The 19,030-nt window shown below is 64.7% G+C and carries 23 protein-coding genes; 12 read left to right on the top strand and 11 right to left on the bottom strand.

From position 1 onward, the window contains the following. Positions 1 to 71 precede the first annotated feature (71 nt). Positions 72 to 278, top strand: coding sequence for a 30S ribosomal protein S21 (gene rpsU, locus FNJ84_RS14335; RefSeq protein ID WP_022705914.1), 207 nt, complete (start codon positions 72 to 74; stop codon positions 276 to 278). 101 nt (positions 279 to 379) lie between these two features. Here rpsU and FNJ84_RS14330 read toward each other — a convergent pair whose 3' ends face one another. Beyond that, positions 380 to 568 (bottom strand): hypothetical protein, encoded by a 189-nt coding sequence (locus FNJ84_RS14330; RefSeq protein ID WP_143793886.1) that lies wholly within the window; start codon positions 566 to 568, stop codon positions 380 to 382. Further along, positions 565 to 924 (bottom strand): hypothetical protein, encoded by a 360-nt coding sequence (locus FNJ84_RS14325; RefSeq protein ID WP_143793885.1) that lies wholly within the window; start codon positions 922 to 924, stop codon positions 565 to 567. Before FNJ84_RS14325 ends, FNJ84_RS14330 begins: the two co-directional genes overlap by 4 nt. 148 nt (positions 925 to 1,072) lie before the next feature. Between FNJ84_RS14325 and aguB the strand changes: the two genes are divergently transcribed. After that, a complete protein-coding gene (aguB, locus tag FNJ84_RS14320) occupies positions 1,073 to 1,987 on the top strand; it encodes an N-carbamoylputrescine amidase (RefSeq protein ID WP_143793884.1) in 915 nt (304 codons plus the stop codon). Continuing rightward, the gene (locus FNJ84_RS14315) at positions 1,984 to 3,645 is read left to right on the top strand and encodes an amidohydrolase (protein ID WP_143793883.1); all 1,662 of its coding nucleotides are present in this window, start codon (positions 1,984 to 1,986) and stop codon (positions 3,643 to 3,645) included. The genes aguB and FNJ84_RS14315 overlap by 4 nt, the downstream gene beginning before the upstream one ends. Positions 3,646 to 3,693: 48 nt before the next feature. Here the strand turns inward: FNJ84_RS14315 and FNJ84_RS14310 are convergent, their stop codons facing one another. From FNJ84_RS14310 to FNJ84_RS14295, 4 genes are read right to left on the bottom strand one after another with little or no spacing between them, the layout of a single operon-like run. Next, positions 3,694 to 4,719 carry an extracellular solute-binding protein gene (locus FNJ84_RS14310; protein WP_143793882.1) on the bottom strand — a complete coding sequence of 342 codons (1,026 nt, stop codon included), beginning with the start codon at positions 4,717 to 4,719 and terminating at the stop codon, positions 3,694 to 3,696. A 43-nt stretch (positions 4,720 to 4,762) separates the two neighbouring features. Then, positions 4,763 to 5,569 (bottom strand): ABC transporter permease, encoded by an 807-nt coding sequence (locus FNJ84_RS14305; protein ID WP_143793881.1) that lies wholly within the window; start codon positions 5,567 to 5,569, stop codon positions 4,763 to 4,765. Further along, positions 5,562 to 6,470 carry an ABC transporter permease gene (locus FNJ84_RS14300; RefSeq protein ID WP_143793880.1) on the bottom strand — a complete coding sequence of 303 codons (909 nt, stop codon included), beginning with the start codon at positions 6,468 to 6,470 and terminating at the stop codon, positions 5,562 to 5,564. The genes FNJ84_RS14305 and FNJ84_RS14300 overlap by 8 nt, the downstream gene beginning before the upstream one ends. Positions 6,471 to 6,473: 3 nt before the next feature. Continuing rightward, positions 6,474 to 7,541 carry an ABC transporter ATP-binding protein gene (locus FNJ84_RS14295; RefSeq protein ID WP_143793879.1) on the bottom strand — a complete coding sequence of 356 codons (1,068 nt, stop codon included), beginning with the start codon at positions 7,539 to 7,541 and terminating at the stop codon, positions 6,474 to 6,476. 291 nt (positions 7,542 to 7,832) lie between these two features. Here FNJ84_RS14295 and tsaA point away from each other — a divergent pair, with 291 nt between their 5' ends. Then, a complete protein-coding gene (gene tsaA / locus FNJ84_RS14290; RefSeq protein ID WP_143793878.1) occupies positions 7,833 to 8,315 on the top strand; it encodes a tRNA (N6-threonylcarbamoyladenosine(37)-N6)-methyltransferase TrmO in 483 nt (160 codons plus the stop codon). On the opposite strand, the gene FNJ84_RS14285 is transcribed toward tsaA, so the two are convergent. Further along, a complete protein-coding gene (locus FNJ84_RS14285) occupies positions 8,308 to 8,958 on the bottom strand; it encodes an adenosylcobinamide amidohydrolase (protein WP_143793877.1) in 651 nt (216 codons plus the stop codon). The genes tsaA and FNJ84_RS14285 overlap by 8 nt on opposite strands. A gap of 281 nt (positions 8,959 to 9,239) precedes the next feature. Between FNJ84_RS14285 and FNJ84_RS14280 the strand changes: the two genes are divergently transcribed. The 6 genes from FNJ84_RS14280 (at position 9,240) to FNJ84_RS14255 (ending at position 13,531) form a co-directional block, all read left to right on the top strand. Beyond that, the gene (locus tag FNJ84_RS14280) at positions 9,240 to 9,920 is read left to right on the top strand and encodes a MotA/TolQ/ExbB proton channel family protein (protein WP_143793876.1); all 681 of its coding nucleotides are present in this window, start codon (positions 9,240 to 9,242) and stop codon (positions 9,918 to 9,920) included. Then, positions 9,917 to 10,318 (top strand): biopolymer transporter ExbD, encoded by a 402-nt coding sequence (locus tag FNJ84_RS14275; RefSeq protein ID WP_143793875.1) that lies wholly within the window; start codon positions 9,917 to 9,919, stop codon positions 10,316 to 10,318. The genes FNJ84_RS14280 and FNJ84_RS14275 overlap by 4 nt, the downstream gene beginning before the upstream one ends. After that, complete coding sequence (locus FNJ84_RS14270) at positions 10,315 to 10,719, top strand: biopolymer transporter ExbD (protein WP_143793874.1); 405 nt, start codon at positions 10,315 to 10,317, stop codon at positions 10,717 to 10,719. The genes FNJ84_RS14275 and FNJ84_RS14270 overlap by 4 nt, the downstream gene beginning before the upstream one ends. Further along, a complete protein-coding gene (locus tag FNJ84_RS14265) occupies positions 10,716 to 11,660 on the top strand; it encodes a TonB family protein (protein WP_143793873.1) in 945 nt (314 codons plus the stop codon). Before FNJ84_RS14270 ends, FNJ84_RS14265 begins: the two co-directional genes overlap by 4 nt. Before the next feature lie 105 nt (positions 11,661 to 11,765). Beyond that, positions 11,766 to 12,497 (top strand): GntR family transcriptional regulator, encoded by a 732-nt coding sequence (locus FNJ84_RS14260; RefSeq protein ID WP_143793872.1) that lies wholly within the window; start codon positions 11,766 to 11,768, stop codon positions 12,495 to 12,497. Continuing rightward, positions 12,494 to 13,531, top strand: a complete 1,038-nt coding sequence (locus FNJ84_RS14255; RefSeq protein ID WP_143793871.1) for a histone deacetylase family protein — start codon at positions 12,494 to 12,496, stop codon at positions 13,529 to 13,531. Before FNJ84_RS14260 ends, FNJ84_RS14255 begins: the two co-directional genes overlap by 4 nt. A gap of 6 nt (positions 13,532 to 13,537) precedes the next feature. Here FNJ84_RS14255 and FNJ84_RS14250 read toward each other — a convergent pair whose 3' ends face one another. Genes FNJ84_RS14250 through FNJ84_RS14240 form a run of 3 tightly spaced genes read right to left on the bottom strand, consistent with a single transcriptional unit; the run spans position 13,538 to position 17,279 of the window. Next, entirely contained in the window at positions 13,538 to 14,170 is a 633-nt protein-coding gene (locus FNJ84_RS14250) for a glutathione S-transferase family protein (protein WP_143793870.1), read from the bottom strand. Beyond that, positions 14,167 to 15,591: an FAD-binding oxidoreductase gene (locus FNJ84_RS14245; protein ID WP_143793869.1), complete on the bottom strand. Its 1,425-nt coding sequence runs from the start codon at positions 15,589 to 15,591 to the stop codon at positions 14,167 to 14,169. Before FNJ84_RS14245 ends, FNJ84_RS14250 begins: the two co-directional genes overlap by 4 nt. Beyond that, a complete protein-coding gene (locus FNJ84_RS14240; RefSeq protein ID WP_143793868.1) occupies positions 15,588 to 17,279 on the bottom strand; it encodes a thiamine pyrophosphate-binding protein in 1,692 nt (563 codons plus the stop codon). Before FNJ84_RS14240 ends, FNJ84_RS14245 begins: the two co-directional genes overlap by 4 nt. 115 nt (positions 17,280 to 17,394) lie before the next feature. Between FNJ84_RS14240 and FNJ84_RS14235 the strand changes: the two genes are divergently transcribed. Then, entirely contained in the window at positions 17,395 to 18,117 is a 723-nt protein-coding gene (locus FNJ84_RS14235) for a FadR/GntR family transcriptional regulator (RefSeq protein WP_143793867.1), read from the top strand. Between the two features lie 26 nt (positions 18,118 to 18,143). Here the strand turns inward: FNJ84_RS14235 and FNJ84_RS14230 are convergent, their stop codons facing one another. Further along, positions 18,144 to 18,476 (bottom strand): hypothetical protein, encoded by a 333-nt coding sequence (locus tag FNJ84_RS14230; protein ID WP_185968539.1) that lies wholly within the window; start codon positions 18,474 to 18,476, stop codon positions 18,144 to 18,146. A 15-nt stretch (positions 18,477 to 18,491) separates the two neighbouring features. Between FNJ84_RS14230 and FNJ84_RS14225 the strand changes: the two genes are divergently transcribed. After that, on the top strand, positions 18,492 to 19,004 hold the full coding sequence (locus FNJ84_RS14225) for a hypothetical protein (RefSeq protein WP_185968538.1): 513 nt from the start codon (positions 18,492 to 18,494) through the stop codon (positions 19,002 to 19,004). Positions 19,005 to 19,030: the final 26 nt, after the last annotated feature.

Here is a 19,030-nt window from a genome sequence, read left to right as displayed (position 1 = left end):
CGGGGTCCCGCTGATATGGGGGCGCTTCCTGCAATCTTGCAACTCTAACCTAGGAAGGTGGTGACAACCACATGCAGGTCAACGTTCGCGACAACAACGTCGAACAGGCGCTTCGTGCTCTGAAGAAAAAGCTTCAGCGCGAGGGTGTTTTCCGTGAAATGAAGCTTCGGCAGCATTTCGAGAAACCGTCGGTCAAGAAAGCCCGTGAAAAGGCCGAGGCCGTCCGTCGTGCCCGCAAGCTGGCTCGTAAAAAAGCACAGCGCGAAGGCGCACTTTAAGACGCGCGGACCGGAAGGTTCAGAAAGCCCCCGCAGCCGCAAGGCCGCGGGGGTTTTCATTTCGGCGCGTGGGTGAACTGGGCCGGGCGGATCCGCCCAGTTCAGGGCCGGGAAGATTTCTGGCAATTGTTTTCAGCAGTATAATTCCCAAAGCTATGGGCCAGCGCCTTGGCCTTATCTTCCGATTTCAATCGAAAGTTCAAAGGCGGAATTGCAACGATCTCGCCAGTCGGCAGAGTATCCGCAGAAGCCCCGCCGGGGGCAAACGTCATCGTGCTTTGGTAACTCATGGGCGCGGGCAAGCCTCGATCGCCTTGGCAAAACGATAGAAGTCTGGCGCGTCCTTATGCGCCTTCAACTCTGATTTTCCGTCCTCGGCAATAACGGCCTGTGACATGACACGGAATGTCAGACTGGGATCGTCGGTCGCCATCAGGTTGCTTATACATTCGGGATCAGACAGCAACTGCTGGGTCATTTTGCCGCCGGCACCGAGAATCGCAGTGATCTTGTCATGCATCGGATCGTCTGCGGGCTTCCGAATTATTTTCAGGCCGAATGCATCATTTCCCGGAATCAGGCGCACGGTATCAAAGCGGTAGTCCCGCAAATCCGCCTGAAGCACGATCCGCGTCAGCGCAAACATCCCGGCACCCCGATCAAGACGCGGCTATTCCACTTGTCTGCCGCCGGCATCAGCCATCCATCGCCGGATGGCCTGGGGTCGTTTGAACCAACTTGCGTACACACCCGGCACCTGCCCTTATAAAGAGATAGGGTCCGAGGGGGCGGATATGCGGAACGTGACTGTGGCGGCGACGCAGATGGCTTGCGTCGAGGATATGGCGACTAATCTGGCGGCGGCAGAGCAGTTGGTGCGGCAGGCCGCCGGGAAGGGGGCACAGATCATCCTGCTGCCGGAACTGTTTGATGGGCTGTATTTCTGTCAGGACGAACTACCCCGGCATCTTGATCGCGCGCAGCCGGTCGACAGGCATCCGACCGTCGCGCGGTTTCAGGCGCTTGCAAAACAACTTGGGGTGGTGCTGCCGGTTTCCTTCTATGAACTGGCGGGGCAGGCGCGGTTCAACTCGGTCGCGATCATTGATGCTGACGGCACCAATCTGGGCACCTATCGCAAGACCCATATCCCCCACGGCGCCGGCTATCAGGAGAAATACTATTTCTCGCCCGGCGATACCGGTTTCCGGGTCTGGGATACGGCGGTGGGCCGGATCGGTGTGGGTATCTGTTGGGACCAGTGGTTTCCCGAAACCGCGCGCGCGATGGCGTTGATGGGCGCGGAATTGTTGTTCTTTCCCACAGCCATCGGTTCCGAGATCGGCGATCCCGCTTGGGACAGCGCGCCGCATTGGCAACGTGTCCAGCAGGGGCAGGCGGGGGCAAATCTGGTGCCGCTGATCGCCTCGAACCGGATCGGAACCGAGGCCGGGCAGAACGGCACGCAGATGACCTTCTACGGTTCGTCCTTCATCGCCGACGAATTTGGGGCCAAGCTGGCCGAGGCAGACCGCAGCAGCCGCGCCGTGCTGATCCAGCAATTCGATCTGGATCAGGTGGCACAGCATCGCAGTTACTGGGGTGTTTTCCGCGACCGCTGCCCTGACCGCTATGGCCCGCTGATGTCGCTGGACGGGCGCATGGGGGCACAGCGGCAGGTCCGGCCGGGACAGGGGGAAGGCCGATGAATATCCAGACGATCCTGACCAATGGCCGGGTGCTGACCATGGATCCCGACCGCCCTCGGGCCGAAGCCGTGGCCCTGTCCGATGACGGGCGCATCGCCGCCATCGGCTCGCGGCGCGAGATCGAGGCGATGGCCGGCCCCTCGACCCGGCTGATCGACTGTGGCGCAGCGACCGTGCTGCCCGGTTTTGTCGAAAGCCACCTGCATCTGGTGATGGGCGGGGCTGAATTGTCGCATCTGCAAATCACCGGGGTCGAGGGCGAGGCGGCGCTGACCCGCGCGCTGCGGGATTTCGGGGCGGCCCATCCTGACCGGCCGTTGCTGATGGCGCAGGGTGGGCATTACGCCATTCTCGATCATCCGATGACCCGGCACGATCTTGACCGGATCATCGCCGACCGGCCGGTCGCCGTCACCTCGCATGATCATCACACGGTTTGGGCCAATACGGTGGCGCTGCGGGCGGCGGGCATTCTGAACGGCATGGATACCCCCCACGGGCACGAGGTCGTTCTCGGCCCCGACGGGCTGGCCACCGGCGAATTGCGTGAATTCGAGGCCTTTGCCCCGGTTATCGCGCTTGGCGGTGAAACCCGTATCAGTCTGGGCATCGCCACCGGCGGCGAGCCTTCCCCCTGGCCTGATGAGGCAGCACAGGCCATCGACCGGGCCAAGGCGGCCGCCGGATTGGCCCATTGCGCGCGTCACGGCATCACCTCGGTCGTGAATATGGATGGCAACCGCTATACGCTGGAACTGCTGCGTGGCTTGCAGCGGCAGGGCGGGCTGACCGCGCGGGTCAAGGTGCCGTTCCACTTCAAGCCGCATATGGACCTGTCGGAACTGGATCGCGCCGAGGCGATGACCCGCGATTTCGACGATGACTGGCTGTGCTGCAATTTTGTCAAGATGTTCATGGATGGGGTGATAGATTCCGGCACCGCCTTCATGCTGAACGATTATCCGGGCCAGCCGGGGCATCGCTCGGTGCCGCTGTTTCCCGGCCCGCGCTTTGACCAGATCGCGACCGAGATCGACCGGCGCGGCATGCAGATCGCCGTTCATGCCATCGGTGACGGCGCGGTGCGCACCACGATCGACGGCTATCAGGCCGCGCAACGGGCCAATGGCCGGCGCGACAGCCGCCACAGGATCGAACATATCGAGTTGATCGACCGCGCCGATATCGCGCGGCTTGGGGAATTGGGCATCACCGCGTCCATCCAGCCGCCGCATGTGCCCGGCGCGATGGATTTCGGGATGCAGCCGACGATGGACATGATCGGGCGCGGCCGTTGGGGCGATGCCTATCTGTGCCGCAGCCTGGCCGAAACGGGGGCGCATGTGGCCTTTGCCTCGGACTGGCCGGTTACCGACATATCGGTCCTGCGCGGCATCGGCGCGGCGCTGACCCGGCAGCCCTTTCCCGGCACCGCTGATCAACGCCTGCCGCTGGATCAGGTCTTGCGCGCCTATACGGCGGGCGGGGCATGGGCGGCACATCGCGAGCACCTGACCGGCGCCCTGTCACCGGGGCTGGCCGGCGATCTGGTGGTGCTGTCAGGCGATATGGAAACCACGCCTGCCGGTGCTGTCGCCGACATGCAGGTCGCGCTGACCATCTGCGATGGCCGGATCACCCATGGCGGGCAGGACTGATGCGCCGGGACTGATGGGCCGGGCACCGAAATGCCCGGCCCCCTGCGATCATTTCTGAAGCTCGGTCCAGATGGCGGTGTAATATTCCTGCGCCTTGGGCGAGCAGGTGGGCAGGAAGCGGCCGGCGGCGCGGTATTCCTCGGGGATCTTGATTTCGGGGGCGTCCTTCATGTCTTCGGGCATGAACGCCTCGGACCCTGCGATGCCGTTCGCATAGCGCGCATAGGCCGAAATCAGCGCCGCATTCTCGGGCTGAAGGATGAAGTTCAGGAAAGTATAGGCCTGATCGACATTGCGCGCGTCATTCAGCAGCATCACCTGATCCATCCACAGGGGATAGCCCTCTTGCGGATAGCCGAATTTCACATCCGGGTTTTGCAGCCGCACGCGGAACATCGCGCCGTTCCAATAGACGGATGCCGATACGTCATTGGCCGACATCTTTTCGGTCATGCCGTAATCCATCGACTGCCATTTCGGCTTGGCCGCAACCAGTGTATCGCGCACCTTGCGCAGCACCTCGGTATCCTCGGTGCAAGGCTCGCCGCCTTCATACATGATCGCCAGCGACAGCACGTCGTTCATTTCCGGAGTGACGTTGATCTTGCCCTCCAGCTCGGGCGGCGGATCCATGAACAGGGCCGAGGTGTTGATGTCGCCGGAATAGACCTTTGTATTCACCCCGATCCCGGTGGATCCCCATTGCCAGGGCACCGAGTATTTGCGGCCCGGATCATAGGGCACGTCCATCCATTCCGGCGCGATATTGCCGTGATCGGGCAGCCGGGACAGGTCAAGTTCGCTCACCAGCCCCTTTTCGACGAAGATCTGCACATAATTGGCCGAAGGCACCACCAGGTCAAAACCATGTCCCCCGGCCTCGATCTTGGCCAGCGAGGCATCATTTGAATCATAATCGGTGACGGTCACGGTGATGCCCGTCTCGTCCTTGAACTTCTTCAGCAGTTCGGGGCTGGTATAGTCGCCCCAGTTGAACAGCTGCAATTCACCCTCGGCCATGGCGAAACTGGTCGAGGCCAGCAGCACGGCGATTGCGGTCAAACTGTGTTTCATTTTCGTTAGTCTCCCTGTTTTTGGTCGTCTTGGCGGGCCGGCATCAGTCCTTTTTCCGCGTCAGCAGGAAAAATGTCGTCAGCAGAACCAGCGTCAGCAGCAGCAGGACGGAAGAGATCGCGTTGATCTCGGGCGAGACCTGCCGGCGCAGCTGCGCAAGCAGATAGGTTGGCAGCGTATCCTGCCCCGCCGATTTCACGAAAAGCGAAATGACCACGTCATCCAGCGAGGTGACGAAGGCCAGCATCATCCCCGCCGCGATGCCCGGCATCAGCAGCGGCAGGGTGACATGGCGAAACCCCTGCCAGGGCGAGGCGTAAAGATCGGCCGCCGCGGCTTCCAGCGCCATGTCCATGCCCTCCAGCCGGGCGCGGATCGGCAGATAGGCGAAGGGAATGCAAAAGGCGGTATGGGCAAGGATCAGATAGCCCATTCCCTGATAGCCGGTGGCGACTTTCACGGCCGCGAACAGGATCAGCAGCGCCACGGCGGTCACGATTTCGGGCACCATCAGCGGCTGGTTGATCGCCACATAGATAGCCGTCTGCCCGCGAAAGGCACGTTTGCGCGTCGTGGCCAGCGCCGCCATCGTCGCCAGCGCGGTCGAGATCGTGGCCGCCGACGCCGCCAGCATCAGCGAGCGCAAGGTGACCTCTTTCACCTGCTCGTTCTGCCAGGCGGTGACATACCAGCGCCAGGAAAACCCGTCCCAGATCGCGACCGAGCTGCCCGCGTTGAAGGAATAGATCACCAGCATCAGGATCGGCGCGTAAAGCATGACAAAGACGATCACCGCGATGGTGGAAAAACCTGGCAGGCGGGTGACGTCGAAATAGGTCTTTCTAGCCATGGGTGCTGTCCCGATTGGCAAAGCGGACATAGACCAGCAGCGCCGCCGCGACGATGATCAGCAGCACCACCGACAGCGCCGCACCAAGCGGCCAGTTCCGGCCCTGCCCGAATTGCAGCTCGATGAAATTGCCGATCATCATGTTCTTGCCGCCGCCCAGCACGCGCGGCGTGACATAGGCGCCAAGCGCCGGGATAAAGACCAGGATCGACCCGGCGACGATGCCCGGCTTGACGATGGGAAAGATGATCCGCCGCAGCACCGTCAGCCGCGAGGCATAAAGATCATAGCCGGCTTCCAGCAGGCGGGTGTCGAAACGGTCGATCGCCGCGTAAAGCGGCAGCACCATCAGCGGCAGATAGACATAGACCATGCCGATGAACACGGCGGTATCGGTATAGATCAGCTGCAACGGCGCCGAAATCACCCCCAGTTTCAGCAATGCGGTGTTCAGAAAGCCTTCGTTGCGGATGATCTGGTTGATGGCGAAGGTGCGGATCAGCAGGTTGGTCCAGAACGGGATGGTGATCAGGAACAGCCAGAAGGCGCGCATATGCCGGGGTCGGGTGGCGATGAACCACGCCGTCGGAAAACCGACCGCGAAAGCAAGGATCGTGGTCATCAGCGACAGCTTCAGCGAACGCCAGAAGATCGTCAGATGCGCATCGGCCAGTTTCAGCGTGTCGTCAAAGATGTCGCGGGTGAACAGGATGCCGCGCCAGGCATCCAGCGAGAAAACCCATTCGACATTGCCGTATCGTCCGGGGGTAAGGAAGGAATAGACGACCATGATCAGCAAGGGGCCCATGGCGCCCAGAAACAGCACGATCAGCGCCGGCGTGCTGAGAAGCCAGCTGCGGCGCACCTCGTCGGCGCGGCGTTGGCTTTCTGCCTCGCTCATGGCCTAATCCTCCAGCACTTGCACGGCGCCGGCGGGAAAGCTGACGCCAACCCCGGTGCCGGCTTCGGGGCTGGCGGCGCCCTCGGCATCGGTCTGCTGGCGCGAGACGACCTCGGTTCCGTCGGCCAGTCGCAGATGGACATGGCTGTCGGTGCCGAAATAGACCGAATGCGACACCGTCGCAGGCAAGGCGCCAGCGGTGTCGCGGGAAACGATGCGCACATGTTCGGGGCGCACTGCCAGCGTCACCTGACCATCGGCGCGCGATCCGGGCAGGGGCAGGGCCACATCGCCTGGCAGGGTGGCGACACCGCCTTGCATCCGGGCGATCAGGAAATTCGTCTCGCCGATGAAATCCGCGACGAAGCGGTTGGTCGGATGGGCATAAATTTCGCGCGGTGCGCCAATCTGGTTGATCTGCCCGCGCGACATGACGCCGATGCGGTCCGACATGGTCAGCGCCTCTTCCTGGTCATGGGTGACGAAGATGAAGGTGATGCCGGTTTCCGTCTGCAATCGCTTCAGCTCGCTTTGCATTTCCTTGCGCAGCTTCAGGTCCAGCGCGGAAAGCGGCTCGTCCAGCAGCAGCACCTTGGGCCTGGGTGCCAATGCGCGGGCCAGCGCCACGCGCTGTTGCTGCCCGCCCGACAGCTGCGCGGTCTTGCGGGTCGACATCGCCTCTAGCTGCACCAGAGCCAGCATCTCGGCCGTGCGCGCGGCAATGTCGGCTCGCGATTGGCCCAGCATCTTCAGGCCAAAGCCGATATTCTCGGCCACGGTCAGATGCGGAAACAGGGCATAGCTTTGAAAGACCGTATTCACCGGGCGCTTGTTTGGCGGCAGGTTGGTGATGTCCTGCCCGTCCAGCAGGATCTGGCCCGAGGTCGGCGTCTCGAACCCCGCGATCAGCCGCAGCAGCGTGGTCTTGCCACAGCCCGAGGGGCCAAGCAGGGTGAAGAACTCGCCCCGCCGGATCGAAACCGACACATCGTCCAATGCCCTGACGGCGCTGTCACCCTGACCGAACTGCTTGATGGCATGCCGGACCTCGACGGCGGGATCTTCACTCACGGATGCGCCCTTCCCCTGCTGCTGCGGCTGGCTTTGCATTCAGCCGGTCTGGCCCGTCTATCGAGGCGTTTCCCCCGCATCTGGCGCCTGATCGCAGGCATGCCCTTCGCCGGTCAGGGGAATGCATCTTCCGGCAAGTATAGAAAATCGCGGATTTTTCATTCTGTCAACGAAACTTGCCGGCCCGCATAATCGGATGAAGGGTCAGGCTGCGTGCTGGATTTTTCGGGGCAAAGCGGGCAGGACTGACCCTGTGCCGGGCGACGTTTCGGCGGCAGTCGGATGGGGTGCATGGACAAGGACAAGACCATCAGGGCGAATGAGCGCGCGGCGGCGATGCCTGCCGCCGATGATGCGCGGCTGCGCTTTATCGGAGTGATTCGCACGCCCTGGCAGGATCGGGCGCAGTGCCCGCGTCAGGGGGTGCTTGACGGCCCCGAATGCCGGCTGGTGCTGGACCCGGTCTGGCAACCGGCCCTGGAGGGTTTGCAGGATTATGACCTGATCGAGGTGCTGTATTGGCTGGATCGCAGCCGCCGCGATCTGGTGACGCAAAGCCCGCGCGGCGATGGCAAGACGCTTGGGACCTTTGCGCTGCGCTCGCCCGTGCGGCCCAATCCGATTGGCACCTCGGTCGTGCGGCTGGTTGCGATCGAGGCCGCGCAGGTCGTCGTCAGGGGCCTGGACTGTCTGGATGGCACGCCGCTGCTGGACATAAAACCGGACCGCGGCAGCTTTACGCCCAAGGCGCCGCCAAAGCCCGGCGTCAGCTGATGCTGCCGGCCCGCTGTTCGCGCTGCCAGACCTGCGCGCCGGCCAGCACGGCCTGAAACACCGCCCGGCCCAGTTGCTCGCCAAGCGGCGTGTGCAGCCCGGCAAAGCGTGCCTCGCCCAAATCGGCGGCCAGCACGATGCAATCCGTTCCGGTGCCGGTGGCCGGGCCGGCCGGCACTTGGATGCCGGCCTGGATGATTGCCGCCGTGCGGGCCTGGGCGATGATGGTCATGGCCTCGATCATGGCCGCGTCGGTCAGCCCGCTTTCGATCAGAACCGCGATATTGATCGTGCCATAGCCCGCCCTGCCGGCAGAGGGCACGCGGCGCGCGCCGACCCGTTCGGCATTGCCAAGGCCCACCGTGGCGGCGCAGCTGACTGGGCCGGCGGCCGTCGTCATCACCCGATCAAGCTGGCGCGAGGTCAGCATCGCGACGCAATCCGGCTGCCCAATCGCCCGGATCTCGGCTGCCAGCCAGTCATCGACATTCAGATCGGGCGTCAGGTCTGCATCGCGCACCTGTCGCCACAGAATCGTGCTGGCGGTGACAAAGCCCGGTCGGTAGGGCGCAAAGGACAGCACCCGCCGGGGCTGCCCCAGATCGGCAAGCAGCCAGCTTGGCGGCAGGGTGGTCAGCTGCATGGCGTCGCCGCAGGGACGGGCCTCGATCTGCGGGCCATCCGAACGGGCTGGGGCATAGGCATCTGCGAATCCCGGTTCCGATATCGTGGAAATGTCCTAGCCGCCGCGCGCAACCGCCGACAAGCGGCAACTGGCGGGCAGGCGAAAGGCATGTTACTTGACAAAATAACTCGGCAAATCTAGCCAGCCCCTGTCGCGCCAGCATTTGCCAATGTTTTGCGCTATTGTTTAATCCGTGTCGGGCGTGGGCCTGCCGGGCCGATCCATGGACGGAGACCGAAATGACCGATCTCGCACAGGTTTTTGATTCACTGCCGATCGCGCCGCTTTTGCGTGATGGCGGCTGGACGATGTGGCTGATTGCCTTGTTGGCGGTGGCGACGTTGGCTGTGATCCTGTGGCGCGTTGCGGCGCTGTGGCAGATGGGGGCCTGGGGCGGCGCGCATTCCCGGCGGGCGTTGGAGTTGTGGCGCGCCGGCCAGCCGCGCGAGGCCGTGGCCGAGGTCGCCGGACGCCCCTCGATCCGCGCCCGTGTGACCTATGCGGCGATGGCCACGCAACTGGACCCGCGCTTCGATGACGAAGGCGCGCGCGAGGAAACCTTGCGTGTCGCCCGCATGGCCCTGTCGCGCAGCCGCACCGGCCTGCGCGCGCTGGAACTGATCGCGACGATCGCGCCCTTGCTGGGTCTGCTGGGCACGGTTCTGGGGATGATCGCAGCCTTTCAGGTGCTGCAACAATCCGGCAGCCGCGCCGATCCGACCGATCTGGCTGGCGGCATCTGGGAGGCGCTGCTGACCACCGCTGCCGGTATGGCCGTGGCGATCCCTGCCAGCGTCGGCCTCAGCTGGTTCGAATCGGTTGCCGATCGGCTTCAAACCGATCTTGAGGATCTGGCCACCCGCATATTCATCTCGACCAATCAGGTGCCGCCGGCCCGGCAGCTGCGGGCCGCCGAATGACACCCCAAAGCTTTCATCTGGGCGCGCGCCGCCATCCAAGGCGGATGTCGCTGACGCCGATGATCGACGTGGTGTTCCTGTTGCTGATCTTCTTCATGCTGGCTTCGCGCTTTGGCATGGATGCGGTGCTGCCGGTCGTGACCGCCGGTCCCGCCAGTGGCGAGGCCTCGGACTGGCAGGGCGCGCCGCGTCTGGTTGACCTGACGCCCGACGGGCTGGCGCTGAACGGCGTGGCGTTGCCCGATAGCGGGCTGGCGCCGGCCCTGCGGCCGCTGTTGCCCGATGCGGATGCCCCGGTCGTGATCCGGGCGCGTGACGGCGCCGATGTGCAGCGCCTTGTCGACGTGATCGACCTGATCCGGCGCGAAGGCCTGGGCCGCCCGGTGCTGGTCGAATGAGCAGCTTTCGCCTGACACCGCCGCCGCGTCGCGCCAGGGGTGAACCGATCATCCCGATGATCAATGTGGTCTTTCTGCTGCTGATCTTTTTCCTGCTCAGCGCCTCGATCGCGCCCCAGGAACTGTTGCAGGTCGCCCCGCCCGAAGGCAGCGCCGAAACCCCCGAGACCATCACCGCGCCCTTGCTGGTCTCGGCCGATGGCCAGCTGGCCTATGCGGGAACCGAGGGCGAGGCCGTCTGGCCGCTGTTGGCCCTGCGCGATACCGCCGAGGATCTGCCGGTCCGTGCCGATGCGGCCCTGCCGGCCGCGCAGCTGGCCGCGATCATGTCGCGTCTGGCCGCGACCACGACCGCACCTGTTGCGCTGGTCGTTCAGCCCCGCGAGGATGATCAGCCATGACACGTTTTCTTGGCGCGCTGGCCTATCTGCTGCTGTCCGTGACCCTGCTGCTGATCCTGACCGTGCTGCTGAAGCCCGGCCTTGTGCAGGGCGGCCAGCAAAAGCCGGCCGAGGATATGCCGGTCACCCTGGCCTCGGCACAGATGGCTGCGACCGTCGCCGCATGGGAGGCGCCGCCTCAGACCGCCCCCATGCCCGAACAGCCACCCGAGGCGCTGCCCGAACCCGCCAACCTGCCCGAGCCGCCGCAGATCGAGCCGGTTCAGCCCCCCGAACCGGAATTGGCGCAGCCCGACATGCCCGATCCGGTCCCTGCCGAGGTCGCGCCGGCCATGACGCTGCCGCCGATGCGCCCGCAGATGACCCAGCAAATGACGCTGCCGACCGCCCCGCCCGAGATCGTTTCGGCGCTGCTGTTGTCCAGTTCCGACCGCCCGGCTGCCCGCCCGGAACGCCGCGCGCCGCGCGCCGAGACGAAGGCCAAACCCCGCCAGCCGCAGCGCGAGGCCCCGCGCCAACAACAGGCCGCCGCGGCGCCGCGACAGCAGCCCTCCCCCCAACCGCAGCAGCAGGCCGCCCAGCCCCGGTCGGGCGGATCGGGCGGCGGTGGCGGCGGGACCGCCGCAGCGGCCCAGCAGCGGGCGGCGGCCAATGCGCCGCAGCTGACCGCGCAATGGGGCGCGCAGATCCGGTCCTGCATCAGCCGGCGGGCCCGTGCGCCGTCGTCGCTGCGGCAGGGCGGGCAGGTCGCGCTCAGCCTGCGTGTCGGCCGGAATGGTGCGATCCAGGCTGTCGGCATCGCCGGCTCGTCGGGCAATCCGCAACTGGATCAGGCGGTGTTGCAGGCGGCGCAGCGCGTCGGCCGGTGCCCTGCCGCGCCCCGAGGGCTGGAGAATGCCAGCTATTCCTTTACCCTGCCCATCCAGATGACCCTGCGCTGATGGGAAACGCCGTTTCGGCAGCGCGCGGTCGGGTGTTCAAAGCTATTTTGCTGGCCGGCGCAAGGAACTGCTCTGCAATCGTTATTTTTTCGGTATAAGTGGCGAATGACAAAGGCTTTTCACGAATTTTCCACCCTGCCGCGCAGCGATCTGGTCAGCCAGGTCGGTGCGGCATTGACTGATGCCGTATTGTCGGGGCGAATCGAGCCGGGGCAGCGCATCCCTGAATCGGTGATCGCGCGCGAAATGGGCATTTCGCGGGCGCCGGTACGCGAGGCGGCGCGTCAGCTGGAAAGCGCCGGCCTGCTGGTCGCCATTCCCAATCGCGGCTTTTTCGTGCGCGAGATCAATGCGCGGGCGATGGATGATCTGTATGAATTGCGGCTGGCAATCGAATCGGCGGCCATCGTTCGACTTGCATCGCAGGCGGGGGATCGCGGCATGCCCAGGCTGCGCGCCTGTCTGAAGCGGTTGCATGACACGGCCGATGAAGACGCCCCGCAGGCGCAGGTGGCAGCGGCCGATCTGGCCTTTCACCGGGCGATCTGCGAAGCCAGCGGCAATGAGCGGTTGCTGGCTGCCTTTGACCAGATCGCGGCCGAGGTGCAGATGGGGCTGGTTCTGATCGGCTGCATTTATGGCGATGCCGACCGTGTCGCCGAAACCCATCGGCCATTGCTGGATGCAATCGCCGCCGGTGATGTTGAACAGGCGCGCGCCGCCATTGAGGAACATATCGGCACAGCCCGGCGATTGGTCGTCCAGCGGCTGCAACAGCGCGACCTTGGGCCGCCAGGCAAGGCTGTCAGCCGCCGGCAGGCAGGCCGGGCGCGGTGACCGAGCCGGGTTTCCCTTGCTTCTTTTCGGCCGAAACGGACGGCCATGATCCACGCTTTTTCCTGAAGCGCGGGCAGGTCGCCCAAAACGAGGAACGCCCGCAGCGTGCCCATCTGTTGCGGCAGGCGCTGCATCAGGCCGGTCTGACCACTGCCGAGCCGCCCAGGACGGATCGTGCCGCCATGGCGCAGGTTCACAGCGCCCGTTACCTGGATTTCCTGTCTCGGGTCTGGGACGAATGGCAGGCATTCCCCGATCACGGGCCGGAAATCGTGGCCAACCTGCACCCGCAGAAGGACAGGCACCGCTATCCGTCGGGGATCGTGGGGCAGGCAGGATGGCATATGGCGGACACCGCCTGTCCGATCGGGCCGGGCAGCCATCACGCGGCACTGCGGTCGGTGGATTGCGCCATTGCCGCCGCGCAGGCCCTGGCCGAAGGGGCCGGGGCGGCCTATGCGCTGTGCCGGCCGCCGGGGCACCACGCCAATGCCGATACGGCCGGCGGACATTGCCTGCTGAACAACGCGGCCATCGCCGCCCAGCATCTGCGCGGCCATTTTGACCGCGTCGCTATACTGGATATCGACGTTCATCACGGCAATGGCACGCAAGAAATCTTTTACGATCGCGCCGATGTGCTGACCGTATCCATCCATGCCGCGCCGGATGCGTTCTATCCGTTCTATCTGGGTTACGCGGACGAGACGGGCGCAGGCACGGGGGCCGGGTTCAACCTGAACCTGCCCTTGCCCATCGGTTCGGGCGATCAGGTCTGGCTGGGGGCGATCCGGCAGGGGCTGGCCCGGATTGCCGCATTCGCGCCCGACCGGCTGGTCCTGTCCCTTGGCCTGGATGCGCATGAACGCGACCCGTTGCGGGGGCTGGCTGTCACCACCCCGGCATTTACCCAGGCCGCAAGCATGATCCGCAATGCCGGTCTGCCCACCGCCATCATTCAAGAGGGCGGATATCTGTCGGATGACCTGGCGCTGAACATGGCGGCCTTTCTGGACGGCTGGCTTGGCCGCTGATCGCGCCTATTCGGGCATCGGGATCGGGCCGACATCCTTGGGCACCTGATAGCCTTTCTGGACCGCCGGCCGTTCCGCCAGGGCGCGATACCAGCGCAGCACATGGGGAAACTGCCGCAGATCGACCTGATGCCAGTCATGCCGCGCGACCCAGGGGAAGATCGCCATATCGGCGATGGAATAGTCGCCGGCGACGAAATCCTGCCCGTCCAGCTGCCGGTCAAGCACGCCGTAAAGCCGCAGCGCTTCCTTGGCGAAACGGTCCTCGGCCGCGGGGGCAAGGCCCTTGTTGTTCTTGATGAAGAAATGCGCCTGCCCCAGCATTGGACCAAAGCCGCCCATCTGCCACATCAGCCATTGCAGGACATCCGCCCGCGCCTTGGGATCGGTTGGCAGGAACCGCCCCTCGCGTTCAGCAAGATGGATCATGATGGCGCCCGATTCGAACACGGCGAAGCCGCTGTCATGGTCAAAGATCGCCGGGATCTTGTTGTTGGGCGAGATTTTCAGAAAGGCGGGGTCGAACTGCTCATCCTTTCCGATATCGACGGCATGGGCGGTATAGGGCAGGCCCAACTCCTCCAGCAGGATCGAGACCTTGCGGCCGTTCGGCGTGCTCCAGGTATACAGGTCGATCATGGGTTTTCTTTCGGTTCGGGGGCAAGCAGCTTGCCGGGATTCATCAAGTTCTGCGGGTCCAGCGATTGTTTGATGGTGCGAAACAGTGCCATCGCCACCGGGTCCTTGTAACGCGGCAGCTGGTCGCGCTTGGCCAGCCCGATGCCATGTTCGGCCGAGATCGAGCCGCCCATTTCCGCCACCAGGTCATGCACCAGCCGGTTGAAGGCGCCGTAATGCGACAGGAACTCGGCATCCGACATCGCCTCGGGGCGGGTCAGGTTGAAATGGATATTGCCGTCACCGAAATGGCCAAAGGGGCAGGGGCGCACGGTCGGCATGTATTGCAGGCACAGCGCCACGCCCTCGGTGATGAACTCGGCCACGCGGGCCACCGGCACGGCCACGTCATGCTTGATCGAGGCGCCATAATGTTTCTGCATCTCGGACATGCTTTCACGCAGCGACCACAGCGCGGCATTCTGCGCCTCGGACGCGCCGATCACCGCGTCGATGACCAGACCGGCCTCGATTGCCTCGGCGAGGGCGCTTTCCATCCGGGTTTCCAGATCGGCCTGAGGATCGGGCGAGGTCAGCTCGATCAGCACATAGGCGGGGTGCGGCTGGTCCATCGGGTCGCGGGCGCCGGGCAGGTGGGTCAGCACCATCTCGACCCCGAAACGTTCCAGATATTCAAAGGCCGTCAGCCCGTCACCCGCCCGCGCGCGCAGGATGTCAAAGATCGCCAGCGCATCTTCCGGCCCGGTGCAGGCGGCAAAGGCGGTGACGCGGGTGGCGGGTTTGGGAAACAGTTTCAGCACGGCTGCGGTGATGATCCCCAATGTGCCCTCGGCCCCGATGAACAGGTCGCGCAGGTCATAGCCGGTATTGTCCTTGCGCAGCGCGGACAGCGCGTTCAGCACCCGGCCGTCGGGCAGAACCACCTCTAGCCCCAGGGCCAGCTCGCGGGTATTGCCATAGCGCAGAACGGCGGTGCCGCCCGCATTCGTGGACAGGTTGCCGCCGATCTGGCACGAGCCTTCCGACGCAAGTGACAGCGGGAACAGCCGCCCGGCCTGATCCGCGGCCTGCTGGACGGCGGCAAGGGTGCAACCCGCCTGAACGGTGATCGTGGCGTTCAGCGGGTCGACCTTCAGGATTTGGTTCAGCCGGCGCGTGGTGAGGACGACACCGCCCGAAGGCACACCGCCCCCGACCAGCCCGGTATTGCCGCCCTGTGGAAAGATCGGCGTGCCGGATCGGGCGCAGGCGGTGACGCAGGCGGCGACCTCGGCGGTCGAGCCGGGATGGATGACGGCGATGGCATCGCCCGTCCAGCGGCCGCGATCCTCGTGCAGGAAGGGGGCCATCTGGTCCGCATCGGTCCAGACATGCTGATCACCGACAGCCGCCCGCAATGTCTGGATCAGGTCGTCGCTCATCCCCGTTTCTCCGCCTGTTCACGCAGCCTGCTGATCGTGGTGCGGCTGGAAATCTGTTCGGGATCGGTGACCAGTTCGATCACGGCGGGCTTGCCCGACTTGCGGGCGCGGTCCAGCGCGGGGGCAAATTCGTCGGTCCGGGTCACGCGCTCGGCATGGCAGCCCATGCCTTCGGCCATGCGGCAGAAATCCTGATTGACCAGCGTGGTGCCCGAAACCCGGCGGGGATGCTCGCGTTCCTGATGCATGCGGATCGTGCCATAGATGCCGTTGTTGAACAGCAGCACGATGGGCGTGGCGCCATATTGCGCGGCCATGGCCAGTTCAAGCCCGCTCATCTGAAAACCGCCATCGCCGACCATCGCCAGAACCAGCCGGTCGGGATGAACCAGCGCGGCCGCGACAGCCGCCGGCACCGCATAGCCCATCGAGCCGCAGGTCGAGCCGATCTCGCGCCCCGGCCGGCCAAAGCGCAGATAGCGTTGCGCCCAGCCCGTATGGTTGCCCGCATCCAGCGTCACGATCATATCGGCGGGCAACTCGTCGCGAATGGCGCAGAAGGCGCGGCCCATGTCCAACTGCCACTGATTGTCGCCGGGCGGTTCGGTATCGGCGATATATTCGTCGCGCATCACCTGCGCCCAGCCCTGCCAGACATCCTTGCGCCCCAGATCGCGACCGGCCAGCCCGGCCGCAATGCCGGGCATATCCGCAGCAATCCCCAGATCGGGGCCATAGACGCGGCCGATCTCGTTCGCGTCGGGGTGGACATGGATCAGCCGCTGCCGCGATTGCGGCGGGGTCAGCGTGGTATAGCCGCGCGTCGTCATCTCGCCCAGACGGGCGCCAAGCACCAGCAGCAGATCGGCCTCGGCGATGCGGCGGACGATGGTGGGACTGACAGCGGTGCCGAACTCGCCCACATAGGCGGATGAGCGGTTTTCGATCGCGTCCTGACGCCGGAACGATGTGCAGACCGGCAGGCCGTTGGTTTCCGCGAACCGCTGGATGTCCAGCGCGGCCTGCGCCGTCCAGCCCGAACCGCCCAGCATGACCAATGGCCGTTCGGCCCCTGCCAGCAAGTCGGCGATGGCGTCGAAATCGGCGGGCGTGGCCTGCGCCTGGGTCGCGGTATAGGGCTGCGCGTCGGCCACGGTGACGGTTTCGGTCAGCATATCCTCGGGCAGGGCCAGCACCACCGGGCCGGGCCGCCCCGATGTGGCCACACGGAACGCGCGGGCCATGTATTCGGGCACCCGCTCGGCACAGTCGATCTGGGCGGCCCATTTGGCCAGCGGGCCGAACATCTGCCGGTAATCGACTTCCTGGAACGCCTCGCGATCCATCATGTCGCGACCGACCTGACCGATCAGCAGGATCATCGGCGTGCTGTCCTGTTGCGCGATATGCACCCCGATGGATGCATGACAGGCACCGGGGCCGCGCGTGACCATGCAGATGCCGGGCTTGCCGGTCAGCTTGCCATAAGCCTCGGCCATATCCGCCGCGCCGGCCTCGTGCCGGGCGTTATGCAGGGTGAAGCGGTCGCTGACATCGTGGATCGCGTCCAGCACCTCAAGATAGCTTTCGCCGGGCACGCAAAAGGCGCGGTCGGCCCCGTGGATCAGCAATTGATCGACCAGAACCTGGCCGGCCGTGCGGGGTTTCAGGGGGCTTTGGTCGGTCATCGGGCACTCCTCTGCGGATGCCTTGTCATGTCCCAAGCTGGACAGGGTTGTCAATAAAGCTTACAAGTGAATGATCGCCTCTGCGGCGAAAATTATGGCGATGACGGCAGACAGCATGAACGATCCTTTGCTGGCACAACCGATCCGCAAGCGCGAGACGCTGGCCGACCAGATCTATGGCCGCATGCTGGAGCTGATCGCATCGGGTCAGCTGGCCGAAGGTGACAAGCTGCCCTCGGAACACCAGATCGGAGAGCGGTTCAACGTGTCGCGTCCGGTTGTGCGCGAGGCGCTGGCGCGGCTGCGTGATGATGGGATCATTCTGGCGCGGCATGGCGTCGGCAGTTTCGTGCGCCGGCGGCCGCCGCAGGGCCTGATCGACTTTGCAGGCGCTGATGACGTTGCCGGCCTGATGCGCTGCATGGAGGCGCGGCTGGCCATCGAACCCGCGGCCGCCCGTCTTGCCGCGCTGCGTGCAAGCCCCGCCGATCTGAACCGGATCGAGGTCGCGCTGGAGCTGCTGGAGGCCGGAATGCGCCGCCGCCAGCCGCAGCGAGAGGCGGATCTGGATTTCCACATGGCCGTCGCCGAGGCCAGCGGCAACGAGGTTCTTGTGCAGATGCTGGGCACCACGCGCAGCACGATGCTGGCGGCGATCGACGTGGCGCAATCGCTGACCCGTCAGGGCACGGATGAACGCATCGAGGCCGTGATTACCGAACACCGTCAGATCGCCGAGGCGATCCGTGCCCGCGACGGCGACGGGGCGGCGCTGCTGATGGGCTATCATCTGGTGCAGGCCCGCCAGCGGGTAACGGACCAGCGGCGTCGGGTATAGGGGTGCGGGGGCGGCGGCCAGCGCGGCTATTCCTTGTTGTTCAGCAGTTCAAGCTGTTGTTTGGCAAAACGGCAGGGCGCCAGAGTTGAGTCCGATTTTTCGGTTTCACCGCTGAGCACGCAGGCGTAGTCAAGACGGTCGCGGGCGGTTGTCTTGTCGACGGGTCCGCCCTCGCCCAAACGCAGCGCTTGCCCCTCCATCGCACAGCCCCAGGCGTTCTCGGCCGAGCAGGCGATGGCAAAGGTCCGCTTGATGCATGTCAGGGCCGTTTCGCGATCACCCACCGAAATCGGGTCGATCGGGGTTGCGACATTGCGGATGGTCGCACCACGGTTGGTGCAGCCCGATGGATGGCCCAAGGCGCAGCCCAATGCGTGAAACTGCCGCCTTGTAAGATCGAATTCGGGCACTCCGTCAAAGTCGATGATCAAGGCCGTTGCGACGCAGGCCGAGCCGTTGAGGCCGTCGAGACATTGTTCGACGCAACCCGGAAAATCATTCTGACAGCGGGTGATATCCCAATGCTCGGGATCCCCGAACAGCAGATGCAGCCAGCTTTGACGAGTTTTCCAAAGATCGGCGGGGCATTGCAGGGTCAGGCTTTCCACATCCTGCGTCGCGGCCATGCGCTTGGCGGCCATGCGGAAATCCGCTCCGTCGGGGATCTGCGCCAGGGCTGCGGTCGTCAGGCATGGCAGGAAAAACAGCAGAACGGCGAGAACGGGAAATATGGACCGGATCTGCGCAGACCGCTGCCGCGCCGCGTCGTCACCAGAATATCCGGCGCAACACCCGGATCGCAGACATTGTTTTCGTCTATGCATAATCGTCACCAAACAAACATGGCGCTGATCTTGGCAATAAAGCGTGGTCAGCGCCATGTCTGACGGGGTGCGATCGGCCGACATTCGGG

Source organism: Paracoccus sp. M683, assembly GCF_007096355.1.
In the GTDB taxonomy this organism is placed as follows: domain Bacteria; phylum Pseudomonadota; class Alphaproteobacteria; order Rhodobacterales; family Rhodobacteraceae; genus Paracoccus.
This window is presented reverse-complemented; position numbering and strand designations above follow the sequence as displayed.